Here is a 20,531-nt window from a genome sequence, read left to right as displayed (position 1 = left end):
CATAGGCAAGCTTCGCGTGGGTGAAGTGACAGTTTTGATGTCAATCGATTTTAAATAAATCGAGGACACCTTTTGACCAATTTGGTGCCTGATCTATCTTGTAAACTAATTGATTATTCCTTATTTCCGCAATGATTGCAGGTTCAAATGTGTTATCAATAATAATGAGCTGGTCTGCTATACTAACAGCAGGCTTTAGATTCTGCAGCGATTGCCCATACCGCCAACGGATATCCTCTTCAGCAATCCAATGACCTCCCTGCTCTACACGGGAGGCCACGCGGTCAATATGCATCTGGACATCCTGAAGACCGATATAGTAAATTACTATTTCATACCCTTCTACTTTCGCCAGTTGCATATGTCTTAAGAAAAATGTACCGGATAACGTAGTCTCAACAGCGAAATGACTATTGGAGTTAATCAGAGATCGGATTCTTTTGATCGCTTCTTTGCCTGCTGATAAATCCGCACTTCGCGGATTTTCGGGATTGAGCCGTATAGCAATTTGGTCGGGATCAACAACCTCCCCGATAAAGTCCCTCATTTGCAGGCTGATTGTACTCTTGCCAGCACCGTTGGTACCCGCAAATACCGTCATCACGGGTTTATGATTATTCAATATACTCCCGCTCCATCCGCTTTCCTTGGGAATCGAAAATGATTTCGAATTTATTGCCTCCCGCATCTTCACGAATACGTCTGTTGTTTTTTATATAGTATATGGATGCTCCTGATTGCTTGGCTTGTTCACGAGCACGCTGATTGGCCTTCTTGAGTATATTCTGAAGCTGTTCCCGATCTACTGCCATAACAAGGACCTCCTTCAATGCTTACAGTTAATTGTTATACGTTATTATACACAATTAAAAAGCCAACAACCACATCAATGGCTGAAGGCTTTTCGTCTTGCTGTGGAGGCGAGGGGAGTTGAACCCCTGTCCGAAGGCAACGCCACATAGGCGAGCTTCGCGTGGGTGTAGTGACAGTTTTGATGTCACCCGAAAGCATTGCGAAGCAATGCTAGCATCGTAAGCAATACTGAGACCCCGTCATCGGATTCCCTTTCGGGTCAGCCTGATTGTCTTCTTCAGCTAGCCGCAGGCGGAGACTAAACAGCGTATCCCACTAAAGTTGGGCCCTATTCCCGGCACGTGGGCCATGCAGAGATAGAGCTAGCACGCAGGTTGAGTTTAAACTTTATAACTGTTTAATTGTTAAAACGATTGAATATGATGATAAGGAGAGAATTTCTATGGATAGGATGTTTGAAATGGAACGAAAAGTGACCAAATTCGGAAACAGCTTAGGCATAACCATGACTGACGCTTTGAAGCAAATTGGATTGGATCAAGGCGATATCGTCAACATAGATGTTAACCCGGAATCAGGAGAAATTATTATTAAGAGGTCAACAAAAGTTTCATTACCAGAAGGAGTCAGTCCAGACTTCATGAGTACTTTGTCAGATGTTATTAAGGCATATGATCAAACACTGAAAGGTCTCAAAGATAGATGACTTCAACTCGTTTTTTATCTGTCCAAGAAGTAATAGCCATTAATGTTGCAATGATACAACGTTACAGTCCAGGTGAACTATTAGGAGTTAAAGAACCAGGATTGCTTGAATCAGCAGTCCATCGTCCTCAAACTTCTGTATTTGGCGATGATGCATATCCTACGATCTTCGAGAAAGCAGCGGCTTTATTTGAATCATTTGGTCAAAATCATCCATTTCACAATGCAAATAACCGAACTGCTTTTACAGCATTGGTAATATTCTTGCGATATAATGGACTACACTTTAAAATGGATGCAAAAAAAGCCGAGGATTTTACTGTAGATATGGTTAATCATCGTTTTCATTTTCAAGAGGTGGCTTCGATTATTAAAGACCACTGTTTATTCATCCCTTGAAAGTTATCTTAAGAATAAAAGGCTGTTCTTATCTGTATATCATCACTTAGTAGCAAAAAAGCGACCGATGAAGGTCGCTTTTTTGCTACTACATATGGAGGCGAGGGGAGTCGAACCCCTGTCCGAAGGCAACGCCACATAGGCTTCTACGGGTGTAGTGACAGTTTTGATGTCACCCTAGAGACTCCCCGTCACCGGATTCCCTTCGGGTCAGCCTGATTGTCTTCTTCAGCTAGCCGCAGGCGGAGACTAGACAGCGTATCCCACTAAAGTTGGGCCCTATTCCCGGCACATGGGCGATGCAGAGATAGAGCTAGCACGCAGGTTATTAAGCTGCGAAAGCTAAGTTGTTGTTTTGTTTGCCGTTTAATTGGCTTTAGCGTTGATAAAGCGGACGCGTCCCCACTACCCGCTACCCATGCTCGATCTACCCCCGTCGAATCCAAAAACGCCCCCTTAATAAAAAGGTGGTTCCTGGTTAAACGGCCGAGCATGAATGCTTTGATCTTTCCTTTACATTCATTAGTATACCACAAGTAACGCACGATTTGCCTGGTGAATACATGGCAGCCGTGCCAAGCGGTAGAAATAATTGTAGCAATGAACCGACGGAAAAGCAAGATTCACATGAAGGCGAAAATTATCGGGATTTGTATTTTTCTTCCTTTATTAATACAGAATCATCATGATAAGATCATACCATTCCAAAAAATAATGGAGGTTAACATGAAAATCAGTAACTACCACTACAGGTCCAAAAGGAAAAAACTTCTGCTATCCAGTCTGCTCCTGATGAGCATCCTCGTTATGCCCTTCAAAGCAACTGCAGAAGCCGTGCAAGAACCCGATCTAAACTGGGTCGAGGGTTCCGGACAGCAAGTGAGGCTCACTGATATTGCTGAATTGACGCTGCCGCAAGATTATTTTTTCCTCGATAAGGACGACACAATTGCTTTTATCAAAAGTTTCCACGACCTCCCTTCCTACAATGAAATCGGATATGTGGAGCCTGCGGATGAGAATGCCGTGTGGAGCGTTTACTTCGAGTACGCCGAATCCGGCCATATCGAAGATAACGAAAAATCGGATATTGATGCCGACGAGTTGCTCAAGAGCTACGAAAGAGGGCAGGAAGAAGCAAACAAGAAGCTGCCCGAATCCAATCAATTATTTGTGGACGGCTGGTTTAAAGAGCCTGCCTATGATGAGTCCGTCCGCAGCCTCACATGGGCTCTGCTTCTACATAATAACAACGGGGAAAAAATTATTAATTACAACGTGCGCATTCTTACTCGCGTTGGATACATATCGGCCATTCTGGTCTCCACTCCTGAAAATCTGGAGGCTGACCGCAACACGTTTGAGCAAGAGCTGCTCCCTCACCTTTCGGTAACTTCCGGCAATACATACGCTGACTTCGATTCTTCCACAGACAAAAAGTCCGCCTTGGGCCTGACTGGACTCATTTTGGGGGGAGCCGGCATTGTCACGGCCAAAAGGACGGGCCTTCTTGCCATCATCGCTTTATTCGCCAAGAAGCTCTGGTTCATTATTTTGGCGCCATTCCTTTGGATCGGCAAATTATTCAAGAGAAAGAACAAGAAGGGTCACCAACAGACAGATTACCCCTCTGCTTTCGATAGCCAGGAGGACAACCGCTTCAAAACTAAATTCGATGCGGAGAACGAACAAAAAAAGCCGCCCACTTCGTTGTAATAGAAAAAAATCTCAGGACGCAAGAAAAAACCGGGAGCCGAATAGCCACTCCCGGTTTTTGTATATCATTACCGCGCCACCTTCTGCTTCTCCCGCAGCACGCGTTGAATGTCGCGCTGGGCATCGCGTTTGGCGGCGGCGTCGCGCTTGTCGTACTGCTTCTTCCCTTTGCCGAGGCCGAGGAGCAGCTTGGCGTAGCCGTTCTTGATGTAGATTTTCAGCGGCACGATCGAGTACCCTTCCTGCTTGGACAAGCCCAGCAGCTTGTTGATCTGCGCCTTGTGCATCAGCAGCTTGCGCGTCCGGGTCGGGTCGGTCGGATTGTACCGGTTCCCCTGCTCGAACGGGCTGATATGCATGTTGTGGATGTGAATCTCGCCGTTCCGGATCGTCGCGAACGCGTCTCCGATGTTCACCCGGGCGTTGCGGATCGACTTGATCTCGGTCCCGGTCAGCACCATGCCCGCTTCGTACGTATCCTCGATGAAATAGTCATGGGAAGCTTTTTTGTTCTGGGCCAGCACTTTGCCGTCATTTTTCTTCGCCATGGTTCACCCTCCTCATCATCCCTCAACGATAATTAACCTTCCACAAATCCGCATCAGCGTGCCAGACTCTAATTGTAGCAACTCCGCCGCTTAAAATCAAGAAATGCCCTTGATTTACAAGGGCAAATCCCGTTTACGGAACAGCGCGACGGCCAAAGCGAACGCCACTAGGCCAACAGCGGCCAGTACACTAAAGCTGAGGCTCAAATCCGCCGTGCCGCCAATCATCTCACTCGGCTTATACAGCGTAAAAATCGTGAAATTCCGCAGCCACTCCAGTTTTTCGCTGAACTTGCCGACCAGATCCAGGCTGAAGAAGCCGAAGGTGATCAGACCGGACAATCCTGCCGCCTTTTTCTCGTCATTCGACAGCGCCGACACCAGGAACGCAATCCCGCCGATCGCAAAAAACAGCAGGAACGCCCCCGCGTTCAATTCCACGAAACGCTCCGTATCCAGCGGATAATCCCCCCGCAAAAACCACGCGCTCCCCGCGAACCCGGCCAGCGTTGTCACCGCCAGAATCAGGAACAGCCCGGTCGTCAGCACGGCCGCCTGTGTTAAAGCCACCTTCGCCCGGGTCGTCGGCGTAGACAGCAAATAGGCCATGCCGCCTTGATCCACCAGCTTCGCCATCAACTGCGTGGACAACTGCATGCACACGATCGCCAACAGTAGGATCAGAATCAGGCCGTAATACTCGCCCGAGATGAACGACTCCGCCGTGCCGAAACCGCTCAGCCCGAACGCCCGGCCCACGCCTTCCGGCATAGAGTTCACGAGTTGGTCGATGGCGCCGGTATTTTTCGCAATGCCGGGGTACAGCCAGAACATTAGCAAGATATAGAAAGCGGATCCCACCGCGTAATTCATAAAGCTCTTCATGTAAACCTTCAGCATCTGTTTGTACAGCACGGTATTCATTTTTCCGTCCCCTTCCGGTCATAATAATTCATGAATATGTCCTCCAGGTTCTGTGTAAAAATATCGATATTACGCACCCGGTACTTCGCCGTCTCCGCCATAAACCGGTCGTAGTTGCCCTGGACGGCCACGCGAACCCGGGCGCCTTCCCGGGATTCCACCGCCAATCCGGCCGCCAAGAATGCTTCCGCATCTTCCGGGCGCTCGAAGGTCACCTCAAACAGCTTCCGTTGCATGGATTGCAGCTCGTGAATATCCTTGACCGCAATGATCACGCCATCCTTGATGATAGCGGCCCGGTCGCAGGTCCGCTCGATTTCCGGGAAGCTGTGCGAGGACATAAGAAAGGTCGTGCCGCGCGCTTTTTCCTCCAGGACGAGTTCGATAAAAATCTTCTGCATCAACGGATCGAGCCCGGAGGTTGGTTCATCCAGAATAATCACCTGCGGATCGTGCATGAAGGCGGCGACGATGCCGACTTTTTGCTTCATGCCTTTCGACATTTTGCGAATCGGCGTACGTACATCGAACTGAAGCCGGTCGATTAGCCCGTCACGCTTGGAGAGGTCCTTAACGCCCTGCATGTCGGCCATAAAGTCGAGGAACGCTTTGCCGGTCATGCCTTCGATAAAAGCGATCTCCCCCGGCAGATACCCGACGAGGGTCTGCACCTTCCCCTGATCCTTCCACGTATCCAGGCCGCCAATCATCACGGTCCCCCGGTCCGGCTTCATAAAGCCCATGATATGGCGGATCGTCGTCGACTTCCCCGCACCGTTCGGCCCCAGAAACCCGAAGACCTCCCCCCGCCGGACCGAAAAAGAAACATCGAAAATCCCCTTTCCGTTCCCAAACTTCTTCGTCAAATGCTCCACCCGCAGCACCGCATCCACCTCCACAAGGTAAAAGAAATGAAATATTATGACTAAAATATTTCATATGTTATACTATACCTGCGGTTCTATTCCGTCAATGATTTTATGAAATTATTTTATTTATATATTTCATAAATTACATAACAATCCAAAACAAGGAGCCTAAATTCATGAATGGTTTTGAGAAACGCGCCAACCTGATCAAGCAAAAAATCATGCGCACCACGTTGAACATGCTGCGAACTGCGGACCCGAAACGCCTGCGGATCGCCGATATTTCCAAAGAGGCCAAGGTATCGCAGGTCACGATTTACAACTATTTCGGGAGCAAAGAAGCCCTGCTGCGCGAAGTATTCATTCAATTCGTGGACAACGCGATCCGCGAGTTCGAGGAATATATGAACGGGGAGCATACGCTGCGGGAGAAGATCGAACATATTATTTTTCTGGAAAAAGAGGCTTACCGCGAGATTCCTCCCGGCCTGATGAAGGAGCTCATTCTCGACGATCGGGAACTGGCCCATTATGTGGAAAATCTGTACCAAGAGGTCGCCGTCCCAGTCATGATCCGCATCCTGGAAGAGGGAAAAGCCAGCGGCGAAATCTCCCCCGATGTCGCGGTGGAGCACGTACTGGCCTTCATTCAGCTCTATATGAACCAGTATGAGACCATCCTGGAGATGGCCCAGCATAGCGGGGATTTGAACGGGTTTTTGGAAGGGATCGTGCATCTGTTCTTCTACGGGATTTGCGGAAAGCCGTAAGCATAAACGGTGCTAGAATCGGCTCAAGCCTTCCCGCGCGGCAGCTTGTCGGCGTAACGCTTGCGCAGCTCGCCCAATGCTTCCAGCTTGGACAGCACCTTGTCCCGGTTCATCAGGCCAATGCTCAAAATCATCTCCTCCACCAGCAGCAGCGGGGTCACCATGGAATGGAACTCCCCCATCTCCCCCCGGCTGACGTAAAAAGCCGCCTCCACCGGCGCGCCGTACCGGAACTCCTCCCGGTCGGTGACCATCACCGCCGGGCAGCCGGTCCGCTTCACGCAATCCAGAATCACCTCGGTTTCGGGGAGCAGCCGCGTGAAATGAAACAGCACCACCACATCATCCCGCTGCACATGCGCTAGCGATTCCAGCACCTCATGCCCGCTGGCCGCCATCATCCGCACCGACATCCCGAAGCGCGACAGCCGGTAGGACAGCAGCTCGCCCAAAGCAACCGCCGGACCCGGGGCATAGACATAAATCCGCCGGGCTTCCGCCATCAGGGAGGCGGCGCGCTGAAGTTCTCCGGGCTCCGTTTTTTCCGCCGTCTCGCGCAAGTGCAGCATCGATTGCTCCAGCATCTTCATTGGCAGACTGGACGGGTCGAGCTTCGAAATCGTCTTCTCCAGCTTTAGCGCCGGCGTCGTATCAAAGGCGGAGCGCAGCTTCAGCTTGAACTCCTTGCCGTTCTCATAGCCCGCCGCCCGCCAAAACCGCGACACCGTGGCGATGCTGGTGCCCAGCCGGTCGGCGATCTCCTGCTCCGTCATAAACAGCACCTCTTCCGGGTTGCGCTCGATGAAATCGGCAATTTTCAATTGCCCGGGCGAAAACCTTTTTTTATCGGGAAATCCGGGATTCCGGTTCATGGCGATTCAGTCCTCTCCGCATCATTATTCGCATCTTCTTTCTCCAGCTTAGCAGGACTTTGTAATGTAAGTTTTTTTTCATTGTTTTCACTATGTAAAAATAATTACATCCCGTTGACACAATACCGCTACTCTTTTAATACTCCTCCTCTACACTTAAGAACAAATTCAAGTCCAAGGAGGCGTTCCCCGCATGAGTCGCAAGTCGCTCTACACCCTGACCTCATCGCAAAAAATGATGATCTTCGTGCTGTCCATGTCCCTGTACGGCCTGTCCAACATGTTCACCGAACTGATCCCTTCCCTGCGGTTAGGCCCGATCGAACTGTCCGTCGAGTACTTTGCTTTCATCCCGCTGACGCTGTGCATGCTGTTCCATCCCTTCTATGCCGCCGTTGGCGCGGCGCTGGGCGAAGTCATCTTCGGCGAGCTGATGCTCGGGCAATTCGGCGGCCTCGGCGAGCTGGAGAAATTCCTCACCTTCTCATTCGCCATGTACGTCGCGGGCCGAATCGTCCGCAATCCGCAAAACCGCACCCAGGTCGGCATCGCCGCCATGACGGGCGTCATCATCCATCAACTGTGCAGCAGCCTGGTCGACATCGGCAAAGTCTGGATCGGCGTGGAAGAATTCGAAGCCGTGCCCGGCCTGGCCGAAAGCGTCGTGCTCGTGGAGGGCGTGAGCTTTTTGAATGACGTACTGTTCTCCGGGATTTTGTTTGCCCTGCTGCCGACGCTTTATCTGGTACCCCGACTCTATGGAAAAATAGAACCCCTGCTAGGCATCAAGCCCCGCGAAAAAAGCACCCGATACGAAGCAGCCGGTGTCGTGTCACCCAAGCTGGTCCTGACCGGGATCCTGCTTGCCCTGATCGCCTTCGGCGCCGAGTCCCTGTCCGAAACGGACTGGAATTTCGGGGAGTGGGACAGCGGCTTCGCCGAACAACTCGGCGATGGCGCGATTTGGCTGAGCATCGGCGCGGCGGCCGTCGTTGCGATCATCGTGCTCCTGGCGATGCGCGCCAAAAAAGCCCGCACCGCCGCCCAAACCGGCGACACCGGAGGCGTGCCTCATGTCTAACGAACAGCGCTCCCTTTCGGCAAGCGCCATGCCCGAAAAATCTGAACCTCCAGCGATTGAAATCATCGGTGTGTCGTTTACCTATCCCGGCTCCGATCAGCCGGTGCTGAACGCGGCCACCTTAAGCGTCGAACCCGGCAGCTTCACCGCCATCATCGGCGGCAACGGCTGCGGCAAATCGACACTGTGCAAGCTGTTTAACGGGCTGATCCCGCATTATTACTCGGGGGATTTCGAAGGAGAAGTGAAGGTGGGCGGCGTCCCGTCCCAAGGCCAAAGCGTCGCCGAGCTCTCGCGCAAAGTCGGCTACGTCTACCAGGACTTCGAGAACCAGCTCGTCCGGCCCACCGTGCTGGACGAGGCCTGCTTCGCGCCGCTGAATTACGGGCTCCCGGATTACCGTGAGCGGGCCCTCCGCGCGCTGAATCTGTGCGGCCTCACGCCGCTAAGCTCCCGCTTCATCTGGGAGCTTAGCGGCGGGCAAAAGCACCTCCTCGCCCTGGCCGGCGCCCTGGCGCTTGAGCCGGACATCCTAGTCGTCGACGAGCCGGTGTCCCAGCTCGATCCCCGGCATGCGCGCCAGGTCTATGAAGTGCTGCGGCGGCTCAACCGCGCCCATGGCAAGACGGTCGTGGTGATCGAGCATCATACGGAGTTTATCGCCGATTACTGCCGGGACGTCTGCCTGATGGAGCAGGGCCGCGTGCTGTGGAAGCTGCCGGTCGCCGAGGCGCTCAATCGCCTGGACGACCTGGAGCGCCTTGGCATCCAGCCGCCCGAGGCGACCCAGACCGCGGCCCGCCTGGCGGCGCTGCGGGGAGAAGCCGCGGCCCAGCGGGCCCGCTACCCGGTGACCACCGGGGAGGCCCTGCGGCACTTCGGCGGGCTGCTGGAGGGGCGGGCGGGCGAGGCGGACGAGAGAAGCCGCGCAACCGGCGCTATCGGCACGATCAGTGCGATCGATGCGACCGATGCGATCAGCGCAAGCCCCGCAGCCCGCGAACCCCTCGGCGAGCCCGCGCCGGAGCCGCATCCGCCCGCGGCGGTGATTCGCCTGAGCCAGGCCGCGCTCAACTACCGGACGCTCCGCAAAGCGGAGCACGCCGTCCTTCGCGGCCTGACCCTGGACATCGCCGAGGGCGAGCGCGTCGCGCTGGTCGGCAACAACGGCGCGGGCAAGTCCTCCCTGCTGCGCCTGATCGCGGGCATCGCCAGGCCGTCCGGCGGCTCCGTCGAGGTCCTGGGCCTCGATACGCACAGCACGTCCGTCGAAGAACTGTCCAAACATGTCGCCTTCGTTTTCCAGAATCCCGAAGACATGTTTATCGAAGACAGCTTACGCAAAGAAGTCGCGTACTGCCTCAAAAAACGCGGTTACCCCGAAGCCGGGGCCACCGTGAAAACCATGCTCCGCAGCTTCCGCCTGGAGGAGCTACAGGACCGCGACGCCCGCCTGCTCAGCGGCGGGCAGCAGCGCCGCGTCTCGCTCGCGATCGGCGCGGCGATCCGCCCCGCGGTCATGCTGCTCGACGAGCCGACGGCCAACCTCGACCTGGCCACCCGCGAGGAGCTGCTCGGCACGCTGCGGGAGCTGGAGCGGCATGTGCGCACCGTGCTCATCGCGACGCACGACATGCAGCTCGTCAGCAGTTGGGCCACGCGCGTCATCGTCCTGCACGAGGGGCTCGTGGCGGCCGACGGGACGGCGGCCGAGGTGTTCGCCGACCCCGAGCTGATCCGCCGCGCCGGCCTGGCCCTGACGCAGAGCATGGAACTGTCGGCCGGGCTCGCGCTTCAGCCGCCGTGCGCCACGCCGCAGGAACTGGCGGCCCGATTGCACCGCATTCTCGCAGAAAAGGAGGCCCATCCCCATGGAGCTCGTCCGCAACTGGTTTAACAAGCTATCGCTGGACCGGATCCAGCTCGAACTGATGAACACGGCGTACGGCAGCGGTCACGCTTCCCTGTCCCGGCTCGATCCGCGGGGCCTGCTGATCTGGTACCTTTTTTTCGCCATCGTGCCCTGGTTCGTCAACAGCCTGCCCGTCCTGGCCGGCATGTGCCTGTTTATGATCGTCACGACGATCCTGTCGCGCGTCACACCGTTCATCATCTTCGTCCTCTGCCTTGGCCTGATCGGGCAGGTGGGCTGGCTGTTTGTGATCTCGCTGTTTTTTGGCGGGGATATCTCCTCCGCCCTGCCGCTGCTGAAGCTGACGCTCAAGCTGTCGGTCGTGTCCCTGGCCAGCATCACCGTCTTCTCCGGCATGGACCCGGAAAAAATCAGCGACGGCCTGCTAGCGCTCGGCGTCCCCGCCGCCTTTTCGTTCAGCCTGTCCTACGGCTACCGGATTCTGCCCGTACTGTTCGAGGAGTTCCGCAACGTGCTATTGTCCTACCGGCTGCGCGGCAAAGCCCCCGAACACCCGGGGCTGCTCTACTGGCGCAAGGGCGCTTATTACTTGAAGCTGCTGGTCTACGCCTTCTTCCCGCTGATGCTGGCCACCGCCAAACGGTCCCGCACCACCGTGGAAGCCCTGGAGACGCGCGGCTTCTCCTACGGCCTCAAAAACCCGGCCGCCAAAAAACTGAAGCTCTCGCACCTCCGTTTCCAAACCCGCGATCTGCTGTTCCTGTCAGGATCGGCCGCGTACGTGGCGGTGCTGTTCTGGTTCGGGTAGGCGAGGGCGGCTACACCCGCCGTCCCCGCCGTCCCCGCTGTCCTTGTCGTCCTTGCCATCCCTGCCTTCCTGCCCGCTGCCAATAGCGGCCAAAAAGGGCGTTTTTGGGAGGCCAGCACAGCTCTGAAAGCGAAATAGCGGCCCGTAAGGCACTGAAGGTTGCATCAAACCTGACAGGGTGCTACTTATTTTGAACCTTGTCGCCTCGGTGTGGCGAGTTGGATCCGGCGTGCCCCATTTTCCTAACCGCCGTCGCATGAGCAGCCTTGCCAGAAAGACGAAAATTAACGCTAACGGTTGCCACAGCCGTTATTTGTCCTGAAAACGCCGATTTCCCATTCTAACGGTCGCCACGGCGCTTATTTTCGCATAAACAGGCTGTTAAGGTGAGAATCCAGGAGAATAACGGCGCTCACAACCGTTAGAATTTCGAAAGGGCTACTTTTTGCTAAATAGCGGCTGCTACAGCCGTTAGACTCCTCTCAGGCGTTAGAACCAGCCGGAAAACCTGACCTTTTTCAGGAATTAATACTCGATTATATCAATGCAGGTAAGTCTTGAAAGGTAAAAGATAATTTCCCGAAAAAAAGGAAGACTACGCCATGCGTAAGATAGGGATCATTTTTAACCACACTCTTCTTTCATGTTAGAGTTAGTGCATCGCTAGTGCCCGTAAGGCCCCTATTTGAACAAAAAAACATTATTTCGCGCCATTCCCCCTTATTTTTGCCAAAATAATAACCCAAAAGGACGCTATTTCGCGGGAAATCCGCCATTTCGAGGAAATAGCGTTCCGAACGACCTTTATCCATATAAGCGCAGAAAAAACAGCGTCACCAAAAAAGAACTCATCAACTTCACCTAAGGAGTGTTAACCCATGCGAATCGACCTGCATACCCACGCCAAATTGTCCAAGGCGACCGATTTCTCGCCCGCCTATTACGAAGAAATGATCCGGGAAGCGGTGGCGAACGGGCTGGACGCCCTAGCCCTGACCGAGCACTTCAACACGCGCCGTTTTTTCGAGGTCTACGAAAATTTGGACCGGATGTACCCTTACAACGGAGAGTACTATGAAGCCGGCTACCTGAAGATCTTCCCCGGGATGGAAGTGGATATCCGCGAGACCGGCCATATCCTGCTGATCGGGCGCAAGGAGCATATTCTGGAGGCACGTCAACAGCTCGAGCCCTACACGGAAAAAGGCGGCTTCATCCCTTTCGCCGACCTTCTGACCTTAGCCGAAGCCTACCCGCTGCTCAAAATCGGCGCCCATCCGTTCCGCGAGTCCACGCCGCTCCATCACCTGGACCGGTCCGATCTCCAGCGCCTTGATGCCTTCGACCTGAACGCCAAGGACATGTACGAATACGGCTGCGAGCCCAACCGCGAACGGGTGGAGCGTTTTGCGGCGGAACTCGGCAAGCCGGTGACCGCGGGCAGCGACACTCACCAGTGCCTGCAGTACGGCAGCGTGTACAATGAACTCCGCCAACCGTGTCACAGCGTGGCCGACTTGAAGCAGGCCATCTCCAGCGGAGCCTATGACATCCATGTCGCCGACAGCCTGCCCCTGCAGGTCAAAGCCTCCGTCATGCTGAAAAAGCTCCTGAAGCGCCTGGTGCAACTGGAAAAGACCGAAGCAGCTTTTGAGCCTGCTCACGGCACCGCTGCCAGATCTTCATCCATCTCAGCCTCTGTTTCCTAAAAAAACAGTGAGCCTCACCATTCTTTGGGGGGCTCACTGTTTTTTTACTGTAACACGGCCTCGAAGTAGCAATTCCAGCATTATAAAATTACTTAAAAAAATTAATACTGATATTATTTTCCATATAACTTACAATACATTTGACGATACATTTAAATGTACAGACAATGACTCAGGCAACAGTATCAAATCATGAACTGGATGATTTCTTTCAAGGAGGATAGAAATGAGACCTAAATTAAATAGTATTACTTTATTTTCTATGCTCATTGCCATTATTCCCTTCGGTGTTTACTTTTGTTATTACTCACAAATACCTCAAACCATTCCAATACATTTCAACGATTTAGGTGTAGCAGATCGATTTGTTAATAAAGCAAGTTTTGAAGTCTTGCTTTTATGTGGCCTTGGGTTAATAGGCTTTTTCATTATGAAGCTGCTAAGTGTTGTTATCGTAGGAGTAAGCACTAAGAATAGGAAAGAAAATAGCGATAATACGCGGACAATTATGGATTACGCAGCCCTGTTCGTTACCGTTCTATTTGTCGGCATGAGTATTTATTATATTTTCATTGTAACAAAATCCACTTTTAAATAAGGAACATACAAGCAATTCTAAGGCCAATGAATCCGGATTTGTTGATCAAACCGCTCGCCTGAAATTTGTTCGGAACACTTCAAACGCGACTGCTGCGATCCGGTGCATCAAGGCTACACGGTTGCTCGATTCCGGTTGGAATTTGTCCATTGCGCCGCTACACTGTTTCGCCATGGCTGACAGGTTGTCCTGAAGGCTGATGAAGGATTTTGCCGGCCGATCCGACTGTAAACCGAGTTTAGCCCCCGCGGCTGCCGCCAGCCATCCCTCACCGAGGGAGCCTAAACGTAAATTTGCATCCAAGGAATGGTGCCTGCTTCCCATTAAGCGAGCTCCATTTCTTTTTTTATATAGGCATTTGCATATTAGACAGCGGTGTAAAGGGTTCTTTCCACACTCTTGACCTGCAACTATGCAACTAATTGTTTGGTTCGAATTAAAGGGAATTCCTCCCGTTAATTTGGTACGTATGCGGCTGCAGAGCCGATTTAGCCGGAAAACCTCCTGTTAATTCGCCTGAAATTTTGAACATTGGCCATTGGGCCGCGAAATAGATGGAGCTTTTCCAGCTAAATCCGATCCAAGAGCCAAGAGCGGTGCATTAACGGGAGATTTTCCCGTTAATGTGTAGACTCCGATGTTGGCGCTTTATATCTACAATTGTGGATGTTGCCCAACGTATCTCCGAAGCCAGTTCACATCCTTGCCCAACGCCAATTCTTAGTTCAACCTATATGCCGAGGGAGAAGGCAGGCTTGACGAATTATTACAGCTTTCTTTGAAAAAATACTGGAATAGATACGGAGGTGGAGAGTAAGAGGAAAAAAGCGACTGTCTCCCTATCGAGGACAAATCAAAAAAATATCCATCCTTATGTGGACAAAAAGACAAATACCACAGGCCGGGGCCCCGTCATATACGGAGTCCCCGGCCTGTTTGCCCGGTTATTTTTTCTTTTTGCGCACGAACGCCGCCGTTCCGTTGCCGCCGCCCTTGCCTTTTCCTTTGCCGCCCCGCTTTTTGCGCGGGGGTGTCCCGCCTTCCTCGGCGCCACCGCCGCCAGCGCCGAGGAAGATGCCGCTCGCGGACGTCTTCTTGCGCCGCGAGCCCGAACCTGAGCCGCTGCCTTCCCCGGAGGAGCGGTAGCCTCCGGAGTCGCGGCTCAGCGAGGCCGGCCCGGCGGCGTAGCCGCCCTTGCCGGAGCCAAACCCGAAGCTCACGGCCGGAGCGGCCCCGCCGCCCCCGGCCGTGTCGCTTCCGCTGCGGGCGCCGCGCTTGCCGCGTTTGCCGCCTCCTCCTCCAGCCGCCCCAGCCGCGGCGCCTTTCCCGGGCTTGCCGACACCGGCAATGCCGCCGCCCTTGCCCTTGCCCCGCTTGCCGCCGCGCCCGGCCGCGCCCTCAAACCCTGCGCCGCCGTTTCCGCCTTCCCGGCGGCGCGGTTTCATGTCGACCAACTCGAAGTCGATCGTGTGGTCGTCCATGTTGACGCGGGCTACGCGGATTTTCACCTCGTCGCCGATTCGGAAGATCCGCGACGTCCGCTCGCCGATCAGGGCCATATGCTGCTCATGGAAGTGGTAATAATCATCCGTCATCGCGCTGAGACGGATGAGCCCTTCGACCGTGTTCTCCAGCTCGATGAACATCCCGAAGCTCGTCACGCTGCTGATAATCCCGGGGAATTCCTCCCCGACCTTATCCAGCATGAACTCCGCTTTTTTGAGCTGTTCCGTATCCCGCTCGGCCTCCACGGCCACCCGCTCCCGCTCCGACGATTGCTGCGCGATTTCCTGCATGCGGCTGGCGAGATACTCCATCCGCTGCTCCGGCAGGGCTCCGCCGTGTTCGATGACCTCCCGGATAATCCGGTGGATCACAAGGTCCGGGTACCGGCGGATCGGCGACGTGAAGTGCGTGTAAAACTCCGCCGCCAGGCCGAAGTGGCCGGTGCTCTCGGCATCGTACTTCGCCTGCTTCATGGAACGGAGCATCATCGTGCTGATGACCGTCTGCTCCTTCGTGCCGTGGATATCCTCCAGCAGCGTCTGCAGGGCGCGGGGATGCACTTTATTGCCCTTCCCGCCCTTGACGGTGTAGCCGAAGTTGGCCACGAAAGCCATGAAATTCATCAGCTTTTCCTGGTCGGGATCTTCGTGAATCCGGTAGATGAACGGCACTTTCAACCAGTGGAAATGCTCCGCCACCGTTTCGTTCGCCGCCAGCATGAACTCCTCGATAATCTGCTCCGCAATGGAGCGCTCGCGCTTGACGATATCTACCGGCTTGCCGCTTTCGTCCACGATCACCTTCGACTCTTCAAAGTCGAAGTCGACGGCGCCGCGGCGCATCCGGTTGCCCCGCAGCTTCAGGGCCAGTTCGCGCATGAGCTGGAACGTCTCCACCAGGTGGCTGTAGCGCTCCGTGACTTCGGGATCCTCTTCCTGGAGGATTTTGCGCACATTGGTATAGGTCATCCGCTCGGTTGTGCGAATCACACTCGTAAAAATATCATGCTTCACGACCTTCATCTGGTCGTTGAATTCCATCTCGCAGGACAGTGTAAACCGGTCCACCTTCGGATTCAGTGAGCAGATGCCGTTCGACAGCCGGTGCGGCAGCATCGGAATGACCCGGTCGACCAGATACACGCTGCAGCCTCGGTTGTACGCCTCCTGGTCCAACTTGGAGCCTTCGCGCACATAATAGCCGACGTCCGCGATATGGACGCCCAACCGGATATGGCCGTTCGGCAGCCGCTCCACGTTGACCGCGTCATCGAGATCCTTGGCGTCTTCGCCGTCGATCGTCACGATGATTTTGTCGCGGAGATCGCGCCGCCCCTGCTTGGCGATTTCCGCCTCCTCGATCACGTCGGGCGCCTGCTGCGCCTCCGCCATGACGTCGTCGGGGAACGCCTCCGGCAGCTGATGCTTGCGGATGATCGACAAAATATCGACGCCCGGGTCATCCTTATGCCCGAGGATCTCGATGATTTCGCCTTCCGCGGCGGAACGGCCTTCCGGATAGTTAACGATTCGGGCAACGACCTTTTCCCCGTCCACGGCGCCCCCAAAGGCCTCCTGCGCCACAAAGATGTCACGGTTAATCCGCTTGTCGTCCGGAATCACGAACCCATAGGTCTCGTTGTGCTGGAACACCCCGACCACCTGGGTGATCGCCCGTTTTACGATCCGCACAACTTCGCCCTCGAGCTTGCCGCCGCCCGCGCTCTTGGAGCTGATCCGCACCAGGACCGTATCGCCGTTCATCGCGCTTTTCAGATCGTTCGCGTGGATGTAAACGTCGGGGTGCTCCCGGTCATCGGGGATCAGGAACGCGAAGCCTTTCGCGTGGGCTTGGAGCCGTCCCCGGACCAGATCCATCCGCTCCGGCACACCGTAGCGGTTCGTCCGGGTCAGGATAATCTGCCCCTCCTGCTCCAGCCGGTTCAGCAGCTTCAGGAACTCTTTAAAACCGGCGGCGTCCGCAATCTGAAAATGCTCCTCCAACTCCTGGTAGGTCATCGGTTTATAGGCCGTCTCCCGCATAAAAGCGAGCAGTTCTGTCTCTGTGATCAAATTCAATAAATTCACCTCAAACCGGCTTGTCCTGTAAGCCTGGATGTTTTATATTCGTACAATCCAAGAACTTCCTATATACGTATATAACCCTAGTATACACGAATTTCACATCCGGCATCCGTTTATCCGGGAATCCGCAAACGATGAACAGGCTCCGCCCGTCTGTAATAACGGGGGAGCCTGTTCGCTATAGTGAACTTACCACTTCGGAAACGCTCATTTGCTTAATACGCTTTAACGGCCCGACCACCGACAGCACCGTGACGCCTAGGATAATGAAGAAGATCAGCAGCATTTGCCCGGCAGGAAATCTCCAAATCAAATGAAGATCGGATAACATGCCGTTAATCAACACCCTTTGCAGCAGAATGCCGAAAACCAGACCGGCAAGGGCCCCGGACAACGAGTAGACGGCCGCCTCCGTGACCACCATCCGACTCAATTGCCCACCGGACATGCCAACCGCCCGCATTACTCCGAAATAACGGACTTTCTGAGCTACGCTAGTGTTCATCGTGTTCACAATGTTCAAAACGCTAATGAGACCGATCACCGCGACGAACCCGTAAATAAACACGGCCATCGTCAAGAATGTCTGATCGTTCTCGGCGTTTCGCTGCCGGCTGTCCAAGTATTCCACGTCGGGTGTAACCAACCCTTTGATCTTCTCCACAGTCCGGGTCTCATCCCGCCCGGTAAGCTGGACATCGATCGCCCTGTATCCCGACTGTCCGGTCAGCTTCGGGAACTGTTTCTCCGTGGTGATAAACGTTGCCGCCACGGTTTCGGACGAACTGAATGGAACCGTCCGAAGCACGCCCGTCACCTTTAATGACTGAACCCCTTGCGGCGTGTTTATTTTGACTTCATCCCCAACTTTGAGATTTAACGCCTCGGTTCTTCGGTTTTTGCTGAAGATGGATACCACTGCAATCACGCCGTTCTCTTCGTCCATTTTCGCTTCCGACAGCACCCCGTCGACAAGATCGTCCTTGGCCCAATTCAACTGGGTTTGATCGTAGGAAATGAGCCACGATCTTTGGCGGCCCTCCGTCGGTTTTCGGTTATCGAAATCCGCTTCCGCATACCCCATCATCCGCCCGTAAACATGCTTGATCCCGTCCATGTCCGTTAAAGCCTCATACGTCTCTTTGCCGATCACGCCTTCCTTGGCCGTTAGGGAAATATCCGGCGTGTAAGGTTTGGTCGTCTTAATGCTGGTATGCATAAAATCCACCAAAACCTGAAAACCCAGGAACAACACGATGCTGATGGCGATGGAAGAAGCCATTAATACCAGTGTCTTTTTCTTCATCATGGCATTATTGACCCCCAGCGCCAATTCCGCGCGGAACATCCGCGTCAGCAGACCGCGCTTCCGGCGTTTGCGCGGTTTGAATTCCTCGCTTCCGGTCACGGCGTTGACGGGGGAAATGCGGGACGCCTTTCGGGCCGGCAGCAGGGAAGCGATGTAGACCGTCAGGAAACCGACGACCACCCCGGCGGCGATCCCCAATACGCTTACGCTGAACAGCGGGATGTCCGCGAACAGCTCGTCATTATAGAACTTCAGTATCGCCGAACACGCAAATGTAATGAGCATCCCGGCCAGCACCCCGAGCGGAATGGCCATCAGCGTGATCCTCAGCCCCTCCCGCCGGACCAGTTTGCGGATCTGGGATGCCGACGCCCCGATACATCTTAGAAGTCCGAACTGCCGCACGCGGTCCATGACCGAAATATTGAAGATATTGTAGATCATGACTACCCCGGCGATCAGCACAATAAAGAATAAAACCGCGCCGGTGGCGTACAAACTCATGACCATATCGCTGCCGCCCTGACCGGTTACCGCCAGCAGCCGCGTGTTAAATCCGACCCGATCCTTGGGAATACCGAGGCGGTGTATGATGTCTTTGGCGGCGTTGTTCACATTGACCCCATCCTTGAATTGGACCAGCAGGGTCACTTTCTTCTCCCCGCCAGCGATGGTCTCCGCCGCCGCGGCGGACAACAGGACCCCGGGCGAGCCCGAAGCCTTGCGGCTGCTAAGGTCACGATAAACCCCGCTTACCACGAATTCCGTTTCCTTCAGGCCGGACAGGGCCACCTGTACCTTGTCGTTCAGCCTGGCATTCAGAAACAGCGGATCGGTCGCCCACTGTTCGATCATGATCTCATTGGGCTTGACCGGAAAGTGACCTTCCAGCAGGCGGACATTCATATTTTCAGCGAACTGTTCGTCAATCGCTCCGAATTCGCTGTCCACCCCTTTCACCGTTCCCTCCTTCAGCCCGAACCATCTTCCCGTTCGCTCCACGTCGAGCCGGGCCGATACGCCCTCAATCTCCTTGGCCGTGGGTGCCTCGATCCCCAAATGATAGTTGCCGAAGTCGTGAATCACCTGGGTCTTTTCGAATTTCAGCGCTACATCGAGCATGGAAAAAATACCCGTCACCAGCGCGACCGAAATGGCCACGCTCGCCACCGTCAGCCGGGTTTTTCGCGGGTGCGCCGATAAGTACTTTCGCACCAGCCCCAAATAGCTCTTCATTGGCTATCGCCCCCCAGTTCGGTCACGATGCCATCCTCCACGTTCAGCACCCGGTCGGCGACGGAGGCGAAGCCCGGGTTATGCGTAATCATCACCAGCGTCTGGTTGTACCGCTCCACCGACAACCTCATCAGCTTGATGACATCCTTGCTGTTTCTTGTATCAAGATTTCCCGTCGGTTCGTCGGCCAAAATGATCTTCGGCTTCGCCGCCAAAGCCCGGCCGATCGCCACTCGCTGCTGCTGTCCGCCCGAGAGCTGGCTGGGCAAGTGATGCCTTCGTTCGGCGAGCCCCAGCAGGTTGAGAAGTTCCGTCAAATAATCGGCATCGGGCTTCTTGTGGTCCAGCAGCAGCGGCAGCGTCATGTTCTCCTCCACGTTTAACTCGGGTACGAGGTTAAACGCCTGGAACACGAACCCGATATTGCGTCTGCGAAAGACGGAAAGCTCCTTCTCCTTCATCCGGAACACTTCCCTGCCGTCCAGAACCACGCTCCCCGCGCTGGGGAAATCAAGCGCCCCCAGCAAGTTCAGGAGCGTGCTCTTCCCCGAACCGGACGGCCCGACAATGGACACAAACTCCCCCTTGTTGATCGAGAACGAAGCGTTTTTGAGCGCTTCGACACGGGTTTCTCCTTGACCGTACGTTTTACTTAACCCGTTTGCTTTTAAAATTTCCATCATGGCTATCCCCCGGTCTATGATTGGTTAA

19 protein-coding genes and 1 other RNA gene are annotated in these 20,531 nt (G+C 54.5%); 9 read left to right on the top strand and 11 right to left on the bottom strand.

All coding sequences use genetic code 11. The features are described from left to right. Positions 1-40 precede the first annotated feature (40 nt). Together V4U84_RS21220 and V4U84_RS21215 are read right to left on the bottom strand one after the other, a co-directional pair. Entirely contained in the window at positions 41-622 is a 582-nt protein-coding gene (locus V4U84_RS21220) for a hypothetical protein (protein ID WP_334077920.1), read from the bottom strand. Beyond that, entirely contained in the window at positions 615-812 is a 198-nt protein-coding gene (locus tag V4U84_RS21215) for a hypothetical protein (RefSeq protein WP_334074081.1), read from the bottom strand. The genes V4U84_RS21220 and V4U84_RS21215 overlap by 8 nt, the downstream gene beginning before the upstream one ends. Positions 813-1,255: 443 nt before the next feature. Here V4U84_RS21215 and V4U84_RS21210 point away from each other — a divergent pair, with 443 nt between their 5' ends. Beyond that, on the top strand, positions 1,256-1,519 hold the full coding sequence (locus tag V4U84_RS21210; RefSeq protein ID WP_334074080.1) for an AbrB/MazE/SpoVT family DNA-binding domain-containing protein: 264 nt from the start codon (positions 1,256-1,258) through the stop codon (positions 1,517-1,519). After that, positions 1,516-1,917, top strand: coding sequence for a type II toxin-antitoxin system death-on-curing family toxin (locus V4U84_RS21205; RefSeq protein WP_334074079.1), 402 nt, complete (start codon positions 1,516-1,518; stop codon positions 1,915-1,917). Before V4U84_RS21210 ends, V4U84_RS21205 begins: the two co-directional genes overlap by 4 nt. A gap of 92 nt (positions 1,918-2,009) precedes the next feature. Here V4U84_RS21205 and ssrA read toward each other — a convergent pair. Then, positions 2,010-2,373: a transfer-messenger RNA gene (ssrA, locus tag V4U84_RS21200) on the bottom strand. A 270-nt stretch (positions 2,374-2,643) separates the two neighbouring features. Here ssrA and V4U84_RS21195 point away from each other — a divergent pair. Continuing rightward, positions 2,644-3,633, top strand: coding sequence for a DUF2167 domain-containing protein (locus V4U84_RS21195; protein ID WP_334077919.1), 990 nt, complete (start codon positions 2,644-2,646; stop codon positions 3,631-3,633). 68 nt (positions 3,634-3,701) lie between these two features. Here V4U84_RS21195 and smpB read toward each other — a convergent pair whose 3' ends face one another. The 3 genes from smpB to V4U84_RS21180 all read right to left on the bottom strand — a co-directional run bounded on the left by smpB (position 3,702) and on the right by V4U84_RS21180 (position 5,989). After that, positions 3,702-4,181 (bottom strand): SsrA-binding protein SmpB, encoded by a 480-nt coding sequence (gene smpB / locus V4U84_RS21190; RefSeq protein WP_334074077.1) that lies wholly within the window; start codon positions 4,179-4,181, stop codon positions 3,702-3,704. 114 nt (positions 4,182-4,295) lie between these two features. Then, positions 4,296-5,105 (bottom strand): ABC transporter permease subunit, encoded by an 810-nt coding sequence (locus V4U84_RS21185; RefSeq protein ID WP_334074076.1) that lies wholly within the window; start codon positions 5,103-5,105, stop codon positions 4,296-4,298. Continuing rightward, positions 5,102-5,989 carry an ABC transporter ATP-binding protein gene (locus V4U84_RS21180; RefSeq protein ID WP_334074359.1) on the bottom strand — a complete coding sequence of 296 codons (888 nt, stop codon included), beginning with the start codon at positions 5,987-5,989 and terminating at the stop codon, positions 5,102-5,104. Before V4U84_RS21180 ends, V4U84_RS21185 begins: the two co-directional genes overlap by 4 nt. Positions 5,990-6,150: 161 nt before the next feature. On the opposite strand from V4U84_RS21180, the gene V4U84_RS21175 reads away from it, so the two are divergent. Continuing rightward, on the top strand, positions 6,151-6,744 hold the full coding sequence (locus tag V4U84_RS21175) for a TetR/AcrR family transcriptional regulator (RefSeq protein ID WP_334074075.1): 594 nt from the start codon (positions 6,151-6,153) through the stop codon (positions 6,742-6,744). A 23-nt stretch (positions 6,745-6,767) separates the two neighbouring features. Here the strand turns inward: V4U84_RS21175 and V4U84_RS21170 are convergent, their stop codons facing one another. After that, a complete protein-coding gene (locus tag V4U84_RS21170; RefSeq protein WP_334074074.1) occupies positions 6,768-7,616 on the bottom strand; it encodes a MurR/RpiR family transcriptional regulator in 849 nt (282 codons plus the stop codon). A 193-nt stretch (positions 7,617-7,809) separates the two neighbouring features. Here V4U84_RS21170 and V4U84_RS21165 point away from each other — a divergent pair, with 193 nt between their 5' ends. The 5 genes from V4U84_RS21165 to V4U84_RS21145 all read left to right on the top strand — a co-directional run bounded on the left by V4U84_RS21165 (position 7,810) and on the right by V4U84_RS21145 (position 13,685). Beyond that, positions 7,810-8,697: a DUF8171 family membrane protein gene (locus V4U84_RS21165; protein WP_334074073.1), complete on the top strand. Its 888-nt coding sequence runs from the start codon at positions 7,810-7,812 to the stop codon at positions 8,695-8,697. Beyond that, positions 8,690-10,594 (top strand): ABC transporter ATP-binding protein, encoded by a 1,905-nt coding sequence (locus V4U84_RS21160; protein WP_416367283.1) that lies wholly within the window; start codon positions 8,690-8,692, stop codon positions 10,592-10,594. Before V4U84_RS21165 ends, V4U84_RS21160 begins: the two co-directional genes overlap by 8 nt. After that, on the top strand, positions 10,569-11,378 hold the full coding sequence (locus V4U84_RS21155) for an energy-coupling factor transporter transmembrane component T family protein (RefSeq protein ID WP_334074072.1): 810 nt from the start codon (positions 10,569-10,571) through the stop codon (positions 11,376-11,378). Before V4U84_RS21160 ends, V4U84_RS21155 begins: the two co-directional genes overlap by 26 nt. A gap of 878 nt (positions 11,379-12,256) precedes the next feature. Continuing rightward, a complete protein-coding gene (locus V4U84_RS21150) occupies positions 12,257-13,087 on the top strand; it encodes a PHP domain-containing protein (protein WP_334077918.1) in 831 nt (276 codons plus the stop codon). A 226-nt stretch (positions 13,088-13,313) separates the two neighbouring features. Further along, complete coding sequence (locus V4U84_RS21145; RefSeq protein ID WP_334077917.1) at positions 13,314-13,685, top strand: DUF1648 domain-containing protein; 372 nt, start codon at positions 13,314-13,316, stop codon at positions 13,683-13,685. Positions 13,686-13,730: 45 nt separating this feature from the next. Here V4U84_RS21145 and V4U84_RS27000 read toward each other — a convergent pair whose 3' ends face one another. The 4 genes from V4U84_RS27000 to V4U84_RS21125 all read right to left on the bottom strand — a co-directional run bounded on the left by V4U84_RS27000 (position 13,731) and on the right by V4U84_RS21125 (position 20,500). Then, positions 13,731-13,988, bottom strand: coding sequence for a hypothetical protein (locus V4U84_RS27000; RefSeq protein WP_416367282.1), 258 nt, complete (start codon positions 13,986-13,988; stop codon positions 13,731-13,733). Positions 13,989-14,629: 641 nt separating this feature from the next. Next, positions 14,630-17,263, bottom strand: a complete 2,634-nt coding sequence (gene rnr / locus V4U84_RS21135) for a ribonuclease R (protein WP_334077916.1) — start codon at positions 17,261-17,263, stop codon at positions 14,630-14,632. A gap of 190 nt (positions 17,264-17,453) precedes the next feature. Continuing rightward, the gene (locus V4U84_RS21130) at positions 17,454-19,820 is read right to left on the bottom strand and encodes an ABC transporter permease (RefSeq protein ID WP_334077915.1); all 2,367 of its coding nucleotides are present in this window, start codon (positions 19,818-19,820) and stop codon (positions 17,454-17,456) included. Continuing rightward, complete coding sequence (locus tag V4U84_RS21125; RefSeq protein ID WP_148455853.1) at positions 19,817-20,500, bottom strand: ABC transporter ATP-binding protein; 684 nt, start codon at positions 20,498-20,500, stop codon at positions 19,817-19,819. Before V4U84_RS21125 ends, V4U84_RS21130 begins: the two co-directional genes overlap by 4 nt. Positions 20,501-20,531 lie beyond the last annotated feature (31 nt).

This window comes from Paenibacillus sanfengchensis, assembly GCF_036864765.1.
Taxonomy (GTDB): Bacteria; Bacillota; Bacilli; order Paenibacillales; family Paenibacillaceae; genus Fontibacillus; species Fontibacillus sanfengchensis.
Note: the sequence above shows the minus strand (reverse complement) of the source record. Positions and strands in the feature narration are given on the sequence as shown.

Excerpts from the sequence above, each read along its gene's own strand:
- V4U84_RS21215 (WP_334074081.1), bottom strand. The coding sequence starts at position 812 with ATGGCAGTAGATCGGGAACAGCTTCAGAATATACTCAAGAAGGCCAAT.
- V4U84_RS21210 (WP_334074080.1), top strand. The coding sequence starts at position 1,256 with ATGGATAGGATGTTTGAAATGGAACGAAAAGTGACCAAATTCGGAAAC.
- V4U84_RS21205 (WP_334074079.1), top strand. The coding sequence starts at position 1,516 with ATGACTTCAACTCGTTTTTTATCTGTCCAAGAAGTAATAGCCATTAAT.
- V4U84_RS21195 (WP_334077919.1), top strand. The coding sequence starts at position 2,644 with ATGAAAATCAGTAACTACCACTACAGGTCCAAAAGGAAAAAACTTCTG.
- smpB (WP_334074077.1), bottom strand. The coding sequence starts at position 4,181 with ATGGCGAAGAAAAATGACGGCAAAGTGCTGGCCCAGAACAAAAAAGCT.
- V4U84_RS21185 (WP_334074076.1), bottom strand. The coding sequence starts at position 5,105 with ATGAATACCGTGCTGTACAAACAGATGCTGAAGGTTTACATGAAGAGC.
- V4U84_RS21175 (WP_334074075.1), top strand. The coding sequence starts at position 6,151 with ATGAATGGTTTTGAGAAACGCGCCAACCTGATCAAGCAAAAAATCATG.
- V4U84_RS21170 (WP_334074074.1), bottom strand. The coding sequence starts at position 7,616 with ATGAACCGGAATCCCGGATTTCCCGATAAAAAAAGGTTTTCGCCCGGG.
- V4U84_RS21165 (WP_334074073.1), top strand. The coding sequence starts at position 7,810 with ATGAGTCGCAAGTCGCTCTACACCCTGACCTCATCGCAAAAAATGATG.
- V4U84_RS21160 (WP_416367283.1), top strand. The coding sequence starts at position 8,690 with ATGTCTAACGAACAGCGCTCCCTTTCGGCAAGCGCCATGCCCGAAAAA.
- V4U84_RS21155 (WP_334074072.1), top strand. The coding sequence starts at position 10,569 with ATGGAGCTCGTCCGCAACTGGTTTAACAAGCTATCGCTGGACCGGATC.
- V4U84_RS21150 (WP_334077918.1), top strand. The coding sequence starts at position 12,257 with ATGCGAATCGACCTGCATACCCACGCCAAATTGTCCAAGGCGACCGAT.
- V4U84_RS21145 (WP_334077917.1), top strand. The coding sequence starts at position 13,314 with ATGAGACCTAAATTAAATAGTATTACTTTATTTTCTATGCTCATTGCC.
- V4U84_RS21130 (WP_334077915.1), bottom strand. The coding sequence starts at position 19,820 with ATGAAGAGCTATTTGGGGCTGGTGCGAAAGTACTTATCGGCGCACCCG.
- V4U84_RS21125 (WP_148455853.1), bottom strand. The coding sequence starts at position 20,500 with ATGGAAATTTTAAAAGCAAACGGGTTAAGTAAAACGTACGGTCAAGGA.